Here is an 18969-nt window from a genome sequence, read left to right as displayed (position 1 = left end):
GACATCCACAGCCAAGGGGGCGTACCGTATGAACGCGCAGCGCGCGCAAGAAATCGCCGAATCCTCCACCATGGTCGAGGTAACGTGCAATGGAGTTCCGATCTATATTCAACATGTCGACAGTGACACGAACACGGCGCGGATCTATCCGCTCAATCAGCCGGACAACGAAGAGACGGTGTCGCTGAACAGCTTGACGGAGAGCTCGCCTTTCCAATCCGACGGCATCCAGATGCATTGTCCGACTGATTGAATAAGCCCGCACACTAGAAGGCCATACTCATGGGTTCATGGGTATGGCCTTCTTTTATCCAATCGATATTTAAGGAGTCTTTTTCAAAAATTACGGAGTTGATCCGCTTAAAAGCGAATGATAGATTTACATTAACGTTCATGATTATCGTTACTGTCAAGCGCTAACAATAGCGAAATCACGGCGTTGATGCAGGCAAGGCCTCCCGCTTCCTTTCTTCGTTCGATTTTGCAGAAGTTTATGTAACCGCTTTCAATATTTAGTGGATAAGAACCCACCCCATTTGAGAGGAAGATTCGGTTTGAGAAAAACAATGACTCTCCTATTTACCTTATGGATGGCCTTGTCGCTGGCCGTTGCCGGCGTTGCAGCCTCCCCCACGACGGATTTTAACAATCCCGTTAACAATATCGGGGCAGATCCTTGGATGTATTATCATGACAACGACGGCTACTATTATTTTACCCGTACGACCGGCGATAATTTGACGATTTGGCGTTCGCGGACCATGACCGGTATCGACAGCGGCGAGCAGAAGGTGGTATGGACGCCGCCTAGCGGCACGATCGACGTCTGGGCGCCCGAGATTCACTTTATCGGAGGCAAATGGTACATCTACTACACGGCAAATACGGGCTGCGGCGATTCTTGCCGAGGCGTCTATGTAGTGGAAAACACTTCGGCCGATCCCTTCACAGGTACATGGACCGGCAAAGGGAAGGTCGTCGGCTCCGGCGCAGGCTTGGATGGCAGCGTATTCGAGAATGGCGGGACGCTCTACTTCCTCTATGCCGGCTATGACTCCAATTGGTCCAGCATCTACATCGCCGCGATGAGCAACCCTTGGACGCTATCCACCTCGCTGACCAAAATCGCAACGCGCGATCAGAGCTGGGAAAGCGACCTGGCCGAAGGCCCGGAAGTGATTAAACGCAACGGCAAAATCTTCATCTCTTATTCCACCTTCCCTTGCTGGTCGGACGATTATCGGCTTGGCATGCTAACGGCAGCCGACACAGCCAATTTGTTAAGCACTTCATCCTGGACGAAGTCATCCGGGCCCGTGTTTCAATCCTCTTCGGCCAACAACGTGTATGGAACCGGCCACAATAGCTTCACGAAATCAAAAGACGGCACGCAGGATTGGCTCGTGTATCACGCCAATACAGGCACAGGCCAAGGCTGCGGGCCGCGTCCTACGCGCGTGCAGCAGTTTATGTGGAACACGAATGGCACGCCAAATTTCGGTGTACCGGCATCTCCAACCTCAGCCACTGCAGTACCGGCCGGCGAATTCCGAATTGAAGCAGAGCACGCGGCTTTGAACAATGCGTCGATCAACTATAAGTCCGGCGCTTCCCACGGAGCGGTCGTCGGATATATCGATTACAGCGACAGCTACGTGCTGTTCAAGGACATCAATGCCCCGGCAGCCGGCCACTACAAAATTCATGTGCGCTACACGAACGGCTCCGGCGCAGCTTCAACGCACCATGTATCGGTGAACGGAAGCACAGCTTTCCCTATCAGTTATAGCAACATCGGCTGGGAAACTTACGGCGACAGCGTATTCGAGACGCAATTGAAGAAAGGCTACCAGAACACCATCAAGTTTACAAAAGGAGAGCATTACGCAGAGATCGACAGCATCGAGCTGGAGTGGGTAGGCACGGCTTACGGCGATAATTTCAATGATGGCAACGCCAATGGCTGGACCACTTACGATGGCACGTGGAGCGTAAACAGCGGAGCATACGGCGTCAATTCAGGTGCGGGTTATAAAGCGGTTGCCAATGGCACCAGCTTGTCGGACTTCGTCTATGAAGGCGACGTGAAGATCGCGAGCGGCGGCGATGCCGGCCTGCTCTTCCGGGTATCCGAACCGGCAGTAGGCGGCGACTCCCTTAAAGGTTATTATGCGGCGCTGAATACGAACAACACGGTCGTGCTTGGCAAGTTCAACAACAGCTGGACGTATTTAACGAGCGCTTCCTTTACCGTTACACCGGGAACAACCTACCACATGAAAGTGGTTGCGAGCGGGACAAGCATTAAGATTTACGTCACCAATATGGATACGCCGGTCGTTACCTTCACCGATAGCTCCTATTCGTCGGGCGGAATCGGACTGCGCACCTTCAACTCGGCCGTTTCGTTCGACAATCTCGTTGCAACGCCTGTGTTCGCAGACGGCTTCGGCGACAATAATCCTGACGGCTGGGCGACTTACGGAGGGGGCTGGGGAATTAGCGGCGGCGCGTACTCCGTCAACGCCGGCAGCGGTTATAAATCGGTCTTCTCCTCTTCTTCGTTTAGCAACGTCTTGTACGAAGGCGATGTACGGATTACTTCCGGAGGAGGCGATGCCGGCCTGCTCTTCCGCGTAACCGATCCGGCGACAGGTGCCGACAGCTTAAAAGGCTACTACGCAGCGATTAATACGGGCGGTTCCGTCATACTGGGCAAATTCAATAACAATTGGACCTACATTACCGGTACTAGCATGACGATCACAACGGGAACGACCTATCATCTGAAAGTCGTTGCCGAAGGTACACGAATTCGCGTTTATGTGAACGATATGGCGACACCGAAGATCGACGTAACGGACACCTCATTCCCATCAGGCAGCCTCGGAGCTCGCGTATCCGGTCCTGCAGCAGCATTCGATAACTTCTACGCCGAATCCAGAACCTAATAACTTAAGCAGAAGGAGGCGACTTGCCTCCTTCTTTTGCTGCCCGGGAAAGTCGCTCCAAGGCCTCTGGAGATGCGGGCAATCGAGAGGAAGGTTAGCCAATTTCTCGACAAGCTGAGAGCGTATCCGCCAAATGGCAGATGCGGTCTTTCGGCTTCCCGAGAAAGTCACTCGCCCCCGGAGACGCGGACAAAAAAGAGCCGTAAGAAGATGATCTTCTTGCGACTCTCTTACCTATTGCGCGGTAAGCTTAGGCTGCGCGCCTACGCGAACGTAAGCCTACTTGACGCTTCCGGCGGTGAGCCCCTTCTCCAAGAACCGCTGGCAGAAGAAGTAGACTAGGAAAATCGGGATACTGATCGCCATCAACGCGGCGGAAATCTTCCCATAATTTGAGCCTGCGAATACGACGAATTTCTGCGGAAGCAGCGTTACCGTCATTGAGGCCGGATCCTGCAGGAAAATCAATGGCAGCAAATAATCGTTCCACGAACCGAGGAACGTATAGATCGTCACGGTCGCGATAGCCGGCATGCCAAGAGGCAAATAAATGCGCCGGAATATCGTATGCTTGCTGGCTCCGTCGATCGTCGCCGCCTCGTTGATTTCCTTCGGGATTCCATCGAAGAAGGAGCGAATCAGCATTAAGCCGAAAGGGATGCCCCCTGCGACATGCGGTCCGACAAGGCTGAGCGGATTGTCGACCAGCCCCAGCTTCTTGATCGTCAGAAACCAGGGAATGATGAACCCCGCTCCCGGAATCATCATCCCGATGATCAGGATCAGGAACAGCGGAATTTGCAGCGGGAAGCGCAAACGCGAGAACGCGTAAGCCGCAAGCGTCACGCAAGTAATCGTAAGCGCGATATCCATTGCCGCCACGACGATGCTGTTCCAGAAATAGCGATACACGCCTGCATCCAGAAACACCGCCGAATAGTTGTTCACGAAGCCGCCCTCGAACGACTTCAACACCATCCGAACGAGCGGGTAGAGCCAGAGAATGCCCATCATGACAATGACAATTTGTACAACCGTTCGGCCTAATAGATCTTTTCTATCGAATATCATCGTAGAGCTCCCCTCTTAAACATCCCATCTCTTCTGAATTTGGCTTTGAACCCAAGTCAGTATAAGGGCTATGATCATGATCAGGTTAGAGATCGCCGCGCTGTAGCCGCCCTTATATTCGAGAACGTAGCTGCGGTACAGGTAAGACGATACCACTTCGCTGGAGCGAGCCGGTCCTCCTCCGGTAATGAGCCAGACGAGGTCGAACGTCTTGAGCGAACCGATAATACCCAGGATGAGCAGCAAGGAATGGGTGCTCTTCAACATCGGAAAGATCATCCGCGTGAACAATTGCATAAAGCCGGCACCGTCAATTTTGGCCGATTCGATAACTTCCTGATTGAATTGGGTAATCGCCGTGAAATAGATAATCATACTGAAGCCCATATAAGTGAAAATGTTCGTAATCATAACGGCGTACAAAGCTAATTTAGGATCGCCGGTCCAATCCCGAACAAGGTTGTCCAATCCAATGGCTCTAAGCGCTTGATTCACCGCGCCCGTGTTGTAGCTGTAAAGCTCGGTGAAGATGAGCGCGACAACGACAAGGCTCATAATGTTTGGCAGGAAGAACAGAGATTTAAACAGCCGCTTGCCGAAGAATAAAGAATCATTCACAACGGCGACGAATAAACCGATAACCGCTTGCACAATGACGGTGACGACCATGTACGTAAGCGTATTGGTCACCGCTTTCATGAATTTCGGATCTTTCATCAGCGTGACGTAGTTGTCGAGGCCGATGAACGTCATATTCTTCGATATGCCATTCCATTTAAAGAAGCTGTGATACACGTTGAAATAGGCGCCGTAATAAATAAATACGCCGATGAACAGTACGGCCGGGATCAAATACAGGTACGCGTCATAATCGTATTTTCGCTTTGAAATCATGGTAACCTCCTCCTACCTCCTGCTGCCCACGCTTGACCTATTTATGAAAAAAGAGGAGGTATCCTCCCCTTTTTCCATCATGTTTGTATTAGCGTTGTACGGTTTTGGATATCGCTTCCAAGTCTTCAGCCGCTTTCTCCGGCGTCTTGCCGCCCAGCGCCACTGCTTGCAGGGCATCGAAGAGGCCGTTCTGAAGCTCAGGATATTTCAATTCGCGTGCGCCGCTGATGTGGCTGGACATGAACTCGGAAACGGTTTTCAGGGATTCCTTCTCCGTATCTCCCGCCATTTCGGCTGTTACTTCTACGCCTTTCTGGGAAGGAAGCACTTGCAGCGTGTTCGTCCACAGCTTCTGACCTTCTCCCGCGGCCATGAACTTAATGAATTTCCATACGGCTTCTTTGTGCTTGGATTCGGCATTCATCCCCCAAGCGATGTCAACGGTGGCTACCATGTTCTGTTCGCCGCCCGAAAGTGGAGGGAACGGGAACATCCCCCAGTGTGTATCTTCCGTAATGACTTTGTCCTTCACCATTTGGTCATGAGCAACCTTCGTCAAACCGCTCAAGTGCCAAGTGCCGATGGAGAACATGCCAAGCTTCCCTTTGGTGAAATTATCGTTAACGTTCGGATACGGGGATTGTCCCATCGATCCTTCGGAGAATACGCCGTTCTTGAACAGGTCGCCCCATACTTTGAGCGCCTCAACGATGCCCGGATCGGTCCAAGCAAGCTTGCCTTCTTGCGCTTCATAGACTTTACCCGGCGCGATTTCGTTCACGATTCCCATGAAGACGTCACGGTCTGTCCAGCCGTCTTTCGCGCCGATACCGACTCCGGCAATGTTGCCCGGCTCTTTCTCTTTGAGCACCTTGATGACATTGTTCAGCTCATCCAGCGTCTTCGGAACTTGCAGTCCGTGCTTCTGGAACATCGTTGCGTTATACATGATGACCGGAGTTGCCGTCATACCGCCCGGCAATACGCGGAAGTCGTCACCGGAATATGCGGCTTGCTCCAGCGCCACATCCAGGAAATTGCTCTTCCAATCGGAGCCCCATTCCTGCTCGGCGAAAGGTGCCAGCGGCTCAAGGAACTCTTTGTACTGATTGGCATTGGCACCGACTTGCATGGCGATAACGTCCGGACCTTCGCCGCCTGCAAGGCCGGCGGACAGCTTCTGGAAATAAGCGCCGGACTCGCCGACATGCGTAACTTCCAAGTCGATATCCGGGTTCTCTTTCTCGAATGCCGCTTCCAGTTCCGGCATCTGGCCTTCCGTCGGAATCCATTTCCAGAACGAGATTTTCGTTTTCTCCGTCGGCTCGCTTGAAGCGCCCGCGTTATTGGTACCGGCTGCATTGTTCGTGCCGTTAGCGCTTCCGTTTGTGTTGGAATCAGCACCTTCATTGTTGCTGGCGCATCCGGCAAGCATGGCGCCGACCATTGTCATCGAGAGCAGCGTAGCGGTAACCTTTGTCTTTTTCATCTGTGTACCTCCCCGATTATGAGTGCAATTTGCAGTCGTTGAAAACCCTTACAAATTGATTGTAGCACCCATTTCACGGCTGAAAATTTCAATATTTTTGAATCAAACTCCAATTTCTTTGAAAGCGCTAACCATTGTCTGCCGAGCGCCTTAGCCGCTCTGCTCAGCAGACCTCTTCTCATAATCAAGCGGGGTCGTTCCGGTAATATCTTTGAACACTTTGAAGAAATAATTGTAGGTGTTGAACCCTACCTGCTCGTAGATCGCTTTGACCGACACGCCTTCCTCAAGCAGCTGCTGCGCGCGGAAAATCCGTTTGCGATTTAAAAATTCCACGAACGACATTCCGGTCTCCTTCTTAAACAGATGGCTTAAATAGGAGGTGTTAATGCCTACATGTTCCGCGGTAAGCTGCAGCGAGATGTTGTCTCGGAATCGCGAATCAATGAAGCGCACTGCCTTGCCCACATATCCGCTGTAGGCGGATTGCTCCCGGGTGCGAAGCGTCTCAACGAGCTCGCTATACATCGCGGTGATTTTGTCCTTCAGTCCCAAGGGTCCTGCGGCATCTCGCAAGCCTGTCTGCATAGGCGCGGTCAGCCGATCGAGCGTCGGGGCAGCTACGCCATGCTTCTGTCCCACTTTGGCCGCAAGCTGCACCATCTCAACGAGTGTTAATCGTATCGATTCATGAGAAGCGCCCTGTTCCGCAAGCTCCGTGAAGATCCGATCGATTAAGGCGACCATATCGAACTCGTCCTTCTGGTCGAACGCGCCAAGAAGCTGCTTCTCCATCTTAATGCTGAGTCCGGCTGCCGGCGAATGAGGATCCCGGCCGCCGAATTCGGTATCGTTCATCGCATGCAGCTTGTCCTGCGCCTGACGGTAACCATCCGCGACTTCTGTCAAACGAAGCCCGCAACGGCTGAACTCGATCTTCATCTGAATGTTCATGAATTTGGAAAACATGCCCCTTAGCTTCTCTTTCTCCTCTTGAAGCAGAGAAGCAATCTGCGATTCGCTGCGTATGCGCTCGAAGCTGAACAGTAAGGCGAATTGATCCTCCCCGATATGGGTAACGATCCCTTCGGACTGGCTTTGGCATAATTCAAGCACCGACCGGATGAACATATTACGATCCTTATCCTGCTGCCGCCAATCCATCATGTGATAATGAACGATCGACATGGCGCCTACGACCAAGTTTCGCGTACCGAAGCCCGCTTCGTTCAAGTGGACATTGACTTCCATTTGCTTCGCGCTGTTCACGTGTCCCTGCACCAATTCTTTGACGATATTTTGCTTCGCGTGCAGATCGATCGTGCCGGCAGACTTCAGGCTCTCGCCGCCGATATGCCGCTGCTCTTGCAGCCTTTCATGCTTGGCCTTCTCCAGCACGCTCAGCAAGGAAGCTTCATCCAGCCGATGCTTCAGCAGATAATCAACCGCACCGTTGTTAAGCGTCATGCGCACGTAGTCGTAGCTGTCATAACTGCTTAGCATAATAATCGGAATGCCAAGCTTCTGCTCTACCAGATAATGAGATAAGGCGACGCCGTCCATTAGCGGCATCGCAACGTCCGAGAGAATGACATCCGGCTCAAGCTCATCGATCATTCGGATTGCGGCTTCCCCGTTCGTCGCTTCACCGCATAACTGATAACCGTGTCCTTCCCAAACCGCGAGCGAACGGATATGTGTACGAGCAATCAATTCATCTTCGACCAGCAGCACCTGAATCATGAGACATCCTCCCTATTGTTCAGCAGTATAGGCAGCGTCATTTCCACCGTCGTGAAGAGTCCTTGCTGGCTATACAGCCTCAGACTGTAATCGTTCCCGAAGAGCAGCCGGACCCGCTGGGCCACATTAATGACGCCTAAACCGGAGAAGCGGTTCTTCGAAGCATCGCTGGCACTTTGATGAGACGGATGGAGCGGCTCCTGCAATAAGCGGTCGAGTCGTGCCAATTTATCCTCCGGTATGCCTGCCCCATTATCCGTGACAACGATCGTGAGCCGGTTCTCCGCCGCTTGTACCTTAATGCTGACGATCCCTTTGCGTTTGGTAGGCTCTATCCCATGAATGAGTGCATTTTCTAACAGCGGCTGGATAAGCATTCTCGGAATGAGGCAATGCTGCGCTTCATCTTCGACTTCATAATGAACGCTAACCGGTTGGACCAGCCGGTAGCTTTGGATATTCACATATCTCTGCAGATTGGTGATTTCATCCTGCAAGGTCGTAAATTCGCTGTCATTCTTCGTAATGTCCCGTAGCAGTTCAATCAGAGAAGTGGTAACTTCCTTAATGTTCGGAACTTGCTGAAGCTGCGCCAAGAACTGGATGGTGTTAAGCGTGTTATAGAGAAAATGCGGGTCGATCTGCGCTTGCAGCGCTTTAATCTCGGCCTTGCGCTTCTGCTGCTCCCGCCACTTAACCTCCTCCAGCAAACTGTGGATTTGCCCCATCTGCTTGCTGAAGGCTTGGCTCAAGTGGCCGACCTCATCCTTCGATTGCAGCGGGGTCACATAGTTGAGATTGCCTTCGTCGATCTTAAACATCCGATCGCGCAGACGACGCAAATTGTTCGTAATCCGCCGCGAAATGACGATGGACACGAGCAATACGGCTACAAGCGTCAGTCCGATGACCCCAAACATCCGATTGCGCAGCGTAACTGTATCGTTAATGAGGGAATCGACCGAAACGGCGCCGATCGTAGTCCAGCCCGAGAATGCGGATTTCTGTTTGACGTACAATTGCCCGTCCTTCTCCAGAACGTCCTGGAAATCGGGAGGCTTATCTCCGGCGCGCGATTCGAACATGGTCTGATTGTGATTATCCATAACGATGAATCTTGTCGTGGATAGCGGTCCGTTATCGTACACCTTACGGATAATATCGTATGGGGCGTATAAGAGAACGACGCCGATCGTCTTGTCGTTGGACTTGATCGCTCGTCCGATGACCAGCATTGGCTTAAGCGTCGTGTCGCTTGGCGTATAGTCGTCGCGATCGATCCTCAGAAAGACAGGTTTTCCGTTCGCCTTCACGATCTCGCGGAACCAAGGCTGCTGATCGTACGAACTGAAACGATACGGACTTCCCGAATTATACTGCTCTCCGTTGAACCCGATGATCGTAACGGCTGAAATATAAGGTTTATAGGAGTACAAGCTTCCGACGAAATCCTCCAGCTTCTTCTGCAGCAGGAAATCGATATAAGGGGTCAGCCCTTTCTTGCGATTCAGCACCTCCACCACATTGGTGCGGTCGATCGATACCAGCGTAATGATGCTGACGAAATCTTTGAGGACGATCTCCAGGTTGTTGTGCGACTGGACGATGTTGCTGCGCGCATCCTGAATCGCATTGCGTTTGATCGTCTCTGCCGTGCTCGCATACCAGATCCAGGTGACGCCGGATAAAGTAAGCATGGACAGAACCAGGAACGAGACGAAGATTTGGGCTTGAATCGTACGGCGAACGGAAAATAGTAACAGTAAATTGTTCATGATAGTCTTCATTCCGTCCTCCTTAACGGCGAGTGAGCTGCGATTATGAAGTCGCCCAAAATTCAAGATAATGTTTGCCTGTTAGGCCGGCGGGAATATGCTGAATGGCTTGCCCGTCGCAATGCATCGCGAATTTCGTCCCCCAGCCATGCACGGCAATATCGAACACGGCTTTGCGATAGCGGAGATTCTCCAGTCGCAGATCCCGCAGCATCTCGGGCACGGCCGGCGCGAAAGCAACGCCTTGTTCGTCGTATTCCATGCCCAAGACCCCTAGGAGAAAATAGGAGATAAAGCCGGCTGCATGCCAGAGCTGGCCGGGCCAGCGCCATGCCTTGCCCGTTTGATAATCGATTACTTCATAGAAGGTCTTGTTCATCACGCTATTTCGCACCTGTTGCGCGATTAACGTCGTAAGCAGATCCAATCTGCCTTCTCGTCCCGCCGCAGCCGCCATGCCGCTTGTCCAGACTACCCAAGCCGCATTGCAGAAATGGTTCGTTTCCGGGCGATAAGGGAATACGTTGACGCCGAATTCATTCATGGCCACTTCCGGCAGGCGACTCAGCATGGAACGCCTTTGTTCCCGGCTGGCCACGCCGTACCTTGGCCACATGGCGATCTCTTGTCCGGCAGACTCCCAATAGCCTTGCTCATAGCTCTCGCTGCCGACCGGACCGCTCGTATAGAAGCCCGCTTCCTCGTTCCAATATTGGCTTTGAATGTTGATAAGAAGAAGCTCTCCTCTGGCAGCCCACGCGCCGACTTGACTCTCCGGCTCCCCCATATACGTCCCCATGCGCGACATGGCGCGGAAGGCCTCCATGAAATAGATTTCCGTCGCAAGGCTGAATCCGGCACATTCCGGTTCCGGGAAAGCATCATTGGAGGTCGCTTGATCGGCAGGAATTAGACCGCGTTCCGAATCAAACAATCCATCGAGTTTGGTAATCCGCTCTTTAAGTCCATGCCACGATTCTTTGATTAACGTCAAATCGCCTGTGGCCAAATAATAATCCCAGATCCCGACGATAGGCATCGCCATGCCGTCTACGCCATTGTCCAATCCGCCCTTCGTCGTGAAGAGCAGCGATTGTCTGGCGCCTTCCGGATCCAGGATGCTCCCCGACCGCATGGCGATATGCGCGGTATCGCGCACCCACACGCCGAAGCCCTCTCCCGGGCCTTGAAATTGCCCCGCCGTCCACATGCCTTCCTCGCCCTTCCGGGCAAACTCGGCAGAGCCGCAACGGTAGAAAATATCGGCTGCGAGATTGTAAGCCGCATCAATGGTCGCGTGTCCGGTGTAGATTGCGGGCAGCATGGAAATCTCCGGTTTCGGATGCCAAACGCTGCCGCGATCAATGACTCGGTTCATATCGTTCGCCCAATTCTTGCGCCAGACGAATTCCTCGATCGCGCGAGTCGGCGAAACAATGGTATTGCGATCCGGTACGTAAGCCGGCGGTTCTCCATAGACGGCGTCCTCTACCCGGTTGCTATATACCGTATAGCTATCCGATTGATAGACAATCGTGTTATCCTGAACGGACTCATGAATTAGACGGCTTTCCTCCGGACTCGGCCATATGCCCCGAAGTCCATACACGGCCAACGCATTTACCTTTACACTGCCGCCGCTATGACAGGATAGCTGAATATTTCGCTCCGAATAGTTGGGTTCCGCGGCAACCGCCATCGCGACAGCGCCTTCGCAGGCGAAGATCTCCATGGATGTTCGATCCAGCAGCAATCGCAGCTTCATCTTCCCTTCCTCTTGCGTTAGAGGAGCAACGTGGCCCTGGCACGCCAATGTTTTCATCCCAGTATCTAATAAAATCCGGATCCCGTATAGCCCAATTTCAATCGTGGAATTCCTTCCCAGCTCGAGTTCCAACGTAACATCCAGTGCATCGGCCGTAATATCGTCCGGTTTATTCTCGGGCGGTAAAATGCGTACATCCGGCCAATCGGCCGGGGCCATGCGAAAATGCAAGCTTTCTTCGAAGCTCGCCCCCTCATGATCCAGGGTGATGTCCGACCATGTTCGCTGCCAGATTCGCAGGTTTTGCAGCTCTCCGACCGGCTCGGCATGAACCGTAATCCCCTGTTCTGTCTGATGCAATTTCAACTCGGTGGGAGCAAGCATCTGTTGACTAAACGGCATCTCCGGATAACGGAATCCCCGGCTAAAACCAACTAGAATGCAGCGGCCATTCTCTGTCGTATACAGGAGCCCCTTGGATTGGTTTCCGTATCGCAACACGCCGGGTTCGCTCTCAGCTACGAAACGCTCTTCCACCAAGGAGCCGACCGAGTACCTATTATCCTCATGGAGATACAGCCATTTCGTTTGAGTCGTATCGCCATTCACGGGCAATGCCATCAAGCGAGGCGACAATGTTTGTCTATCCTTGCTTTCCGTTTGCAGCGTGTCGTAATCCGCATCCGCTTCATGCCAATGGACCAGATCCTTGCTTATCGCATGACCTGAAAGAACGGATTCGCTATTCTCGTATAATTGATGTTCATACCGTACATGCCAACTGCCCTGTTCAAAGTAGAAGTCGATCGGTTCGCCGATCCAACCCTTCCTCGCCGTAAAATGGAACCGGGGACGAAACTTCTCTCCATATAAGTGCCGTTCTTCCGCCGACTGCCCGCTTTGAAAAACGAAGTGCTCCGCGCGGAGCACTTCGTTTCCCAATTTAGCTTCCAAGTCACAGCCTTTATATGCGTCTGCATCCCAAGTAAACCACGATTGAACCTCATCCGAAGCAAGCTTCAATTCCAATCGCTTTATCTCGACTCCGTCCCGGATCAAGGAGATCGCGCTCAGCGGAGCGTCGTTGTGAATCGGGATATTCAAATACCGCTGCGTAACCTGCACTGCGTTCCCGGTTGTCATTTGAGCTCCGCCGCCTTCATCTCCCAGATCTCCACTTGGCAGTCGGCCAATGCGCCGCTCGAACGAAGCTCAATGCCGCTGCTGTCCGCCAAGGAAGGATAGACCCTTGCCGTCAGGCAAGTTTCATCATCCGCGAATACTTCGATGATCGATTGATCGGCGAAAATGCGCAGTCTCAACGTCTCGGCTCCGTCTGCCGGAGGCAGCGTTGCTTCCACGGGCTTCTTATTCACGTTCGGGAACAAGCTCGATTGCAACCGGTCGATAACAACCGTATTCGCCGCCAAATCAAGGCGCACATCCGTACGCTCGCTGCCACATGGGGATGCAAACACGGATACGGTTAATTGCCCGCCTTCCAACGACCGTCTATCCACATCGACCACACATTCGAAAGACGTCGAACGCACGCACGCATTGATGGACTCTTGCCCGATGCTCAGCTTCGCGAAGCTCCGACGGCATTCATCCCGTAAACTCTCCAGCTCCGGAACCGGAGTCATGGCAAGCGCGCCGTTTGGCTTCAGATCGACAACTCGCGGCAGCGCCAGCGTTCCGGCCCAATCCAAGCGCTCCGGGAAGTTCTCTCCTCTTCCTTCCGGAGCCCAGCCGAGCAGAATGCGGCGGCCGTTCTCGTCCGCGAACCCGGTCGAGGCATAATATCCTTCCCAGCCGCCGCCATCGACCGTGCCGTGCTTCTTCACATCCGTCAGCCTGTCCTCATGAAAGGTTCCGGAAACATAACGAACCGGTCCGCTCGGGGAGTAAAACAAGACGGCCTTATCCTCGCCGAAACGGAACAGATGCGGACATTCCCAAATCCATTCCTCGCCCTTATAGAAAATCCCCTTGTAGCTCCAATTCTTCAAATCGTCGGAACGGTAGATCATCCCGCAGCCTTTCTCGCCTTCTATGCCGCCAAGCAGCATTCGCCAGCCGTCCTGCTCTTTCCAGACGTATGGGTCTCTCCACTCCGTAATGCGCGTTTCCCCATGCAATTCGGAGGTCAACGCGGGATTGTCATCCCCCGGCTTGCGCCAAGAGAGCAAATCTCCCGCAACAGCCCCAGCCGTCCATTGCTGCGCGCCGCTCGTCGCATTCCGTTCGCCTTCGCCGATGCTCGTATAGAACAATTTCACCTCGTCGCCGTTTACGACCGAGCAGCCCGAGTAGCAATGCGATTCTCCAAGCCCATTGGATGGAGCAAGCGCGAACGGCAAATGCGTCCAGTTCACCAAGTCCGTGCTCTTGGCATGCCCCCAATGAATGGTGCCCCATTCCGGAGCCGAAGGGTTGTGCTGGTAGAACAAATGGTATTCGCCGCCTAATTGAAAAGGACCGTTCGGATCGTTCATCCAGTTATGCGGAGGGGTAAAATGATATCTCGGTCTGTATCGGTCCATGTTCATCGCTCCTAAGCCAAATTGATTTCACGTAATTTATCCAACGGTACCTTCGACTCTCGATTCTCGGTCAGCAAACCGTTCACTTCCTGCTGAACGTCCGTGATTTGGGTGTAGCAGTAGCCCACGATATAATCGGTGGCTTTGATGGCTTCGTGTATGCCGCGGAAGCGGTCCAAGTAAGCTTCCTTCGACTCTACTTGGTTGCCGTAGCCCCAGCCTTTATCGGAACGTAATGCGATACCGTCAAACTCGCTGACGATTATCGGCTGTCCCGTGTACGAGTAGCCGTTCGCGAACGCGTACTTCCAATGATTGAACGATTTTTCGTTATGAACGATTTCATCCTTGCTCGCATAACGCTGCAGAAACTCCTCTTTGGTCTCCACATAATCGTGCAAGGTCAATATATCGGATACGGTATGCTCCCATCCGTCATTCGTAATGACCGGACGATTCGGATCGAACGCCTTGGTTAGATGGTACACGGCTTCCGTCAGCTTCTGCTGCCGCCGGTCGTTCAAGATGTTCATCACGCCCCACGACTCGTTGAACGGAACCCAGGTGATGATGCTCGGATGGTTGTACTGCTGCCGAACGACCTCCATCCACTCCGTCGTGAACTTCTGGATGGCATTGTCGTTGAACTCGAACGTCGCCGCCATTTCCGACCAGACGAGCACGCCTTTGACGTCGCACCAGTATAGGAATCGCGCGTCCTCGACCTTCATATGCTTGCGAACGCCGTTGTAGCCCATCTCCAGCAATTTGTCGATATCCTCGATGAGCGCCGCTTCTGACGGAGGCGTCAGATGGCTGTCCGGCCAATAACCTTGATCGAGTACGAGCCGCTGGTAGATCGGCAAGTTATTGAGCAGCACTTTGCCTTTCTCGATCGAGATTTTGCGCATGCCGAAGTAGGCGTACACATGATCGACCGCTTCGTCGCCTCGGTAAAGCACGAATTCCACATCATATAAATTCGGGTGCTCCGGGGCCCAGTGGCAATGCTTCCACGGTCCGTTCATTTCATGTACCAGATCGACATCGAGCTGCAGCCATGGACGGTCAATCGTGAGGCTGGCCTGTTTGACCTGACGGCCCGTCAGTGTCACAAGCGTCTCGATGCGATAGCCTCCGCCCGCATGCTCCCCGCCTTTAACCCGGTATTCGAAACGCACGGAACGGGCATCAATGTCAGGCGTAATCTTCACATCTTCGACGTGGACCGGCGAGACGTACTCCAGCCACACGGACTGCCAAATGCCGGTTGTCTGCACGTAGAAGCATTCGAAGTTCTCGGGTACCCATCTTTGTTTGCCCCGCGGCTGCGTTGCGTCCATGCTGTCCTCAGCCTTCACGGTCAGCTCGTTCGTCGTGCCGCCGAACTTTGCATAGGGGGTAATGTCGAAGGAGAATGCCGTATAACCGCCATCGTGGCGGCCGACGTATTCGCCGTTGATCCATACCTTCGCCGTATAGTCCACCGCCTGAAAATGGAGCACGATCCGCTTGCCTTCCTCGGAGGCCGGCACATCAAACGAACGGTTGTACCAGACGTTCGGATGGTGCGCTTCTTCGCCGATGCCGCTCGCTTTCGTCTCGTAGGAGAACGGGACGACGATCGTTCGGTCGCCGCCGAAGCTGCGCGGCCATCCTTCCGCTTCTCCCCGGTTCAGGTCGTCGAAGCCAAAGCGCCATTCCCCGTTCAGATCAGCCCATTGCTCGCGCACGAATTGAGGTCTGGGGTAGCCCGGTATATGCATTTTCGTCGTCATATCGTTTCTCCTGTTCCTCTGGTACTTGCTCTAATATGATTATGATTTCGATTACGATTGGGAATTGCTCTGTCCGGTTACGATTTGGCGAATCGCTTCAAGCGGAACTTTAGGAACGCGGTCGTATGTGAGCAATCCGTTAATTTCTTGTTCTACGTCCGTTAATTGCGTGTAACAAACCGCTTGCACGACCGGAGACATGAGCAGCGGGCGAAACACGGCGTTCAGCCGCTTAAGGAAATCCTCATCGTCGCTCGCCCCGGAATACCCCCAGCCTTCCCAATCGCTTTTGCGGAACGAAATGCCTCCGAATTCCGTCACCATAATGGGCTGCCCCTTGTACGATGCGCCGCCTACGAAGATTCTGCGATTGGCGGGCATCGCTTCGATCGCGCTGTCCGAAGAAACGTATCTCTCCGCCAGTACCTCTTCTCGCCACTCGTAATCATGGATGGCTACGAGGTCCGTCTCGAGCATCTCCCAGCCGTCATTGCCGATAACCGGCCTCGTCTCATCCAGCGATTTGACCAAATGGTACATCGCGAGCGCGTGCTGCTGCTGCTTGACATCGATTTGAATGTTCGGAACGCCCCAGCTCTCATTAATCGGAACCCACGCCACGATGCAGGGATGGTTGTAGTCCCGCTCCACGATCTCATGCCACTCTCGCGTAAAACGACCAACGTAAGCTTCCGAATATTGATATGCATTCGCGCATTCTCCCCATACGAGCAGGCCATTGCGATCGCAATGATAGAGGAACAGCGGATCTTCCGTCTTCTGATGTTTGCGTACGCCATTGAATCCCATTGCTTTCGTCAGTTCGACATCTTTTAAGATCGCCTCTTCCGAAGGCGGGGTCAGAATACCATCCGGGAAGTAGCCCTGATCGAGGACCAACCGCATGAAATACGGGCGATTGTTCAAGTTGAATTTGCCGTTCTCGATGGATACTTTACGCATGCCGAAGTAGCTGTCAAACTCATCGACGATTTTGCCGTCTACGCTCAGGCGGAAACGGACGTCGTACAGGTTCGGTTTCTCCGGCGACCACCAGCGTCCCAGGCCATGATCGTTAAAATCATGAAGGCGAATCGTTCTCGACTCTTCCCTTCCGTTCACTTTGAATCTCTCTTCCGCTACCGCCTTGCCGTCGAAGCTAATGGCCGCTTCCACCCAAACCTCTTGCCGGGCCGCAGCTTCCGACATAAAGGTGCGAATCTCGATTTCGTTCCGGTCGATATCCGGCTTATACTTTAATTTATCGATATGTACGGCATGAACAGGTTCCAGCCACACGCTTTGCCAAATCCCCGTCGTACGCGTATAGAAGATGCTGGCCGACTGCTCTTCCCAATATTGCTTGCCCCTCGGCTGCGTCAGATCCAAGCTGTCGTCTTCCGCTCTAACCGTGATGACGTTCCCGCCATCCTTCAACAGATCGGTAATATCCTGCCGGAATGGCGTATGGCCGCCTTCGTGGGTTACAGCCAAATGCTCATTCACCCACACCTTTGCCTTATAATCAACCGCGCCGAAATGCAGAATAATCCGCTGTCCGCTCCACTCGCTTGGCACGTGGATCATTTTCCGGTACCAGACGACATCGTGGAAAGAAGCATCGCCGATCCCGCTGAGCGTGCTCTGGTAAGCGAAAGGGACTTGAATTTTCAGATAAAACGGCGCCGCGTTCTTATACCATTTGTCGCTTTCGCCCTTTCTCTCGTCATCGAAAGCAAAGTCCCATTCACCGTTGAGGCTCAGCCAGCGGTTGCGCTTTTGACTCGGTCTTGGGTATTCGGGTCTGATGTTAGTTCCGTTGATCATGGTTTCATTTACCTCCAAGTAAGTTTGTTCGTGATGGGGCCGTTCTGCTGCCAATCGTGTTTCATTCACCGATTTTCTCCAAGCCTTCTCCGGATGGAACGGGATAATCGATGCCGGAGGCAAGCGGTTTACCGAAGTCGGGATAGCCTGCCGCTGTCCAAGCGAATTTCTGCATTCGCGGCTGCCTCTTAGACGCGCCCGCCTCCGACTGAGGAATCGCATGATAGACGATCCAATCCTCAAGGCCATCCGGCGATTGCGTAAAGCTGTTATGGCCGGGGGCATACACGGCGTTTTCCGTACACTTCGCGAATACCGGATGATCGCTTTTGGTCCATGAATCCGGGTTCAGAAGGTCGCTTGCAGCATCAGCAACCAGCATGCCTAATGAATAATCATCCGACCAAGTCGTGCTGGCCGAATAGATGAGGAACACCTTTCCGTATCGCACAAGAAAACATGGCCCTTCATTAATCGCCATTCCGCCTTGCTTCTCCCACACATACTCAGGTTTCGTCAACAGCGTCTCGGGCCCGGTCAACGTCCATGGATTTGTCATCAAAGCGGCGTAAATCGCAGATCCGTATTCGGGGAAATGACCATAACCGGCATACATGAAGTACAGCTTGCCATTGTGTTTCAGAATCGTTCCGTCCAGTCCGGGCAGCGCCGCATTGATCGCCCCCTTCTCCGTCCATGTTCCTTCCGTCGGGTTGGCGCTTTCATTTTCCAGGACATAAACTTTACGCCCGTCATCTCCGCTTCCATCGCTCGCCGTAAAGTAGACGTACCACTTCTCGTTCATGTAATGAATTTCCGGTGCCCATAACTCCCTGCTGCCCGGACCTTCTAGAGGAGGAAGCCATATCGTTGTCGGAAGCGACCGGGCAATTCCGCTCATCGTTCGTGACCGATACAGCTCCAGTCGATTGCCGCAAGTCACCATGAAATAGTAGAAGCCGTCGGAATGCCGGTACATCCAAGGATCCGCGCCGCTTGCCATAATGGGGTTTTGAAAGGTTTTAGCTGGAGATGGCATCTATTCGTACTCCTTATTGAGTTATAAACAACTTTTATGTTTCAAATAAAATATCGGAGCATCGATTATGATAAATTTGCAGGATTTCATC

General features: G+C 53.0%; 12 protein-coding genes. 2 read left to right on the top strand and 10 right to left on the bottom strand.

Annotation, left to right across the window (positions count from 1 at the left end):
* Nucleotides 1-28: 28 nt before the first annotated feature.
* Both I8J30_RS18735 and I8J30_RS18730 read left to right on the top strand, forming a co-directional pair.
* The gene (locus I8J30_RS18735) at nucleotides 29-253 is read left to right on the top strand and encodes an H-type small acid-soluble spore protein (RefSeq protein ID WP_210660636.1); all 225 of its coding nucleotides are present in this window, start codon (nucleotides 29-31) and stop codon (nucleotides 251-253) included.
* Between the two features lie 301 nt (nucleotides 254-554).
* On the top strand, nucleotides 555-2951 hold the full coding sequence (locus I8J30_RS18730) for a family 43 glycosylhydrolase (protein ID WP_210660633.1): 2397 nt from the start codon (nucleotides 555-557) through the stop codon (nucleotides 2949-2951).
* 279 nt (nucleotides 2952-3230) lie between these two features.
* On the opposite strand, the gene I8J30_RS18725 is transcribed toward I8J30_RS18730, so the two are convergent.
* The 10 genes from I8J30_RS18725 to I8J30_RS18680 all read right to left on the bottom strand — a co-directional run bounded on the left by I8J30_RS18725 (nucleotide 3231) and on the right by I8J30_RS18680 (nucleotide 18878).
* Nucleotides 3231-4022, bottom strand: coding sequence for a carbohydrate ABC transporter permease (locus I8J30_RS18725; RefSeq protein WP_210660631.1), 792 nt, complete (start codon nucleotides 4020-4022; stop codon nucleotides 3231-3233).
* A 15-nt stretch (nucleotides 4023-4037) separates the two neighbouring features.
* On the bottom strand, nucleotides 4038-4916 hold the full coding sequence (locus I8J30_RS18720; protein ID WP_210660629.1) for a carbohydrate ABC transporter permease: 879 nt from the start codon (nucleotides 4914-4916) through the stop codon (nucleotides 4038-4040).
* Nucleotides 4917-5004: 88 nt separating this feature from the next.
* Nucleotides 5005-6405, bottom strand: a complete 1401-nt coding sequence (locus tag I8J30_RS18715; protein ID WP_210660627.1) for an ABC transporter substrate-binding protein — start codon at nucleotides 6403-6405, stop codon at nucleotides 5005-5007.
* Between the two features lie 150 nt (nucleotides 6406-6555).
* Complete coding sequence (locus I8J30_RS18710) at nucleotides 6556-8148, bottom strand: response regulator transcription factor (protein WP_210660625.1); 1593 nt, start codon at nucleotides 8146-8148, stop codon at nucleotides 6556-6558.
* Nucleotides 8145-9935 (bottom strand): sensor histidine kinase, encoded by a 1791-nt coding sequence (locus I8J30_RS18705; protein ID WP_210660623.1) that lies wholly within the window; start codon nucleotides 9933-9935, stop codon nucleotides 8145-8147. Before I8J30_RS18705 ends, I8J30_RS18710 begins: the two co-directional genes overlap by 4 nt.
* A gap of 31 nt (nucleotides 9936-9966) precedes the next feature.
* Entirely contained in the window at nucleotides 9967-12831 is a 2865-nt protein-coding gene (locus tag I8J30_RS18700; RefSeq protein WP_210660621.1) for a GH32 C-terminal domain-containing protein, read from the bottom strand.
* A complete protein-coding gene (locus tag I8J30_RS18695; RefSeq protein WP_210660619.1) occupies nucleotides 12828-14234 on the bottom strand; it encodes a glycoside hydrolase family 32 protein in 1407 nt (468 codons plus the stop codon). The genes I8J30_RS18700 and I8J30_RS18695 overlap by 4 nt, the downstream gene beginning before the upstream one ends.
* Before the next feature lie 11 nt (nucleotides 14235-14245).
* Nucleotides 14246-16012, bottom strand: coding sequence for a glycoside hydrolase family 2 protein (locus I8J30_RS18690; RefSeq protein ID WP_210660616.1), 1767 nt, complete (start codon nucleotides 16010-16012; stop codon nucleotides 14246-14248).
* A gap of 51 nt (nucleotides 16013-16063) precedes the next feature.
* On the bottom strand, nucleotides 16064-17839 hold the full coding sequence (locus tag I8J30_RS18685) for a glycoside hydrolase family 2 protein (RefSeq protein WP_210660615.1): 1776 nt from the start codon (nucleotides 17837-17839) through the stop codon (nucleotides 16064-16066).
* Between the two features lie 61 nt (nucleotides 17840-17900).
* Nucleotides 17901-18878, bottom strand: coding sequence for a glycoside hydrolase family 43 protein (locus I8J30_RS18680; RefSeq protein WP_210660613.1), 978 nt, complete (start codon nucleotides 18876-18878; stop codon nucleotides 17901-17903).
* Between the last annotated feature and the right edge of the window lie 91 nt (nucleotides 18879-18969).

This window comes from Paenibacillus lignilyticus (assembly GCF_017942085.1).
Classification (GTDB): domain Bacteria; phylum Bacillota; class Bacilli; order Paenibacillales; family Paenibacillaceae; genus Paenibacillus_Z; species Paenibacillus_Z lignilyticus.
The sequence above is the reverse complement of the archived record's forward strand: the minus strand, read 5'-3'. Positions and strand labels throughout refer to the sequence as shown.

Bases quoted from the DNA above. Each gene is read 5' to 3' on its own strand.
- I8J30_RS18690 (WP_210660616.1), bottom strand. From the start codon at position 16,012: ATGACGACGAAAATGCATATACCGGGCTACCCCAGACCTCAATTCGTG.
- I8J30_RS18715 (WP_210660627.1), bottom strand. From the start codon at position 6,405: ATGAAAAAGACAAAGGTTACCGCTACGCTGCTCTCGATGACAATGGTC.
- I8J30_RS18700 (WP_210660621.1), bottom strand. From the start codon at position 12,831: ATGACAACCGGGAACGCAGTGCAGGTTACGCAGCGGTATTTGAATATC.
- I8J30_RS18710 (WP_210660625.1), bottom strand. From the start codon at position 8,148: ATGATTCAGGTGCTGCTGGTCGAAGATGAATTGATTGCTCGTACACAT.
- I8J30_RS18735 (WP_210660636.1), top strand. From the start codon at position 29: ATGAACGCGCAGCGCGCGCAAGAAATCGCCGAATCCTCCACCATGGTC.
- I8J30_RS18680 (WP_210660613.1), bottom strand. From the start codon at position 18,878: ATGCCATCTCCAGCTAAAACCTTTCAAAACCCCATTATGGCAAGCGGC.
- I8J30_RS18685 (WP_210660615.1), bottom strand. From the start codon at position 17,839: ATGATCAACGGAACTAACATCAGACCCGAATACCCAAGACCGAGTCAA.
- I8J30_RS18695 (WP_210660619.1), bottom strand. From the start codon at position 14,234: ATGGACCGATACAGACCGAGATATCATTTTACCCCTCCGCATAACTGG.
- I8J30_RS18720 (WP_210660629.1), bottom strand. From the start codon at position 4,916: ATGATTTCAAAGCGAAAATACGATTATGACGCGTACCTGTATTTGATC.
- I8J30_RS18725 (WP_210660631.1), bottom strand. From the start codon at position 4,022: ATGATATTCGATAGAAAAGATCTATTAGGCCGAACGGTTGTACAAATT.
- I8J30_RS18705 (WP_210660623.1), bottom strand. From the start codon at position 9,935: ATGAAGACTATCATGAACAATTTACTGTTACTATTTTCCGTTCGCCGT.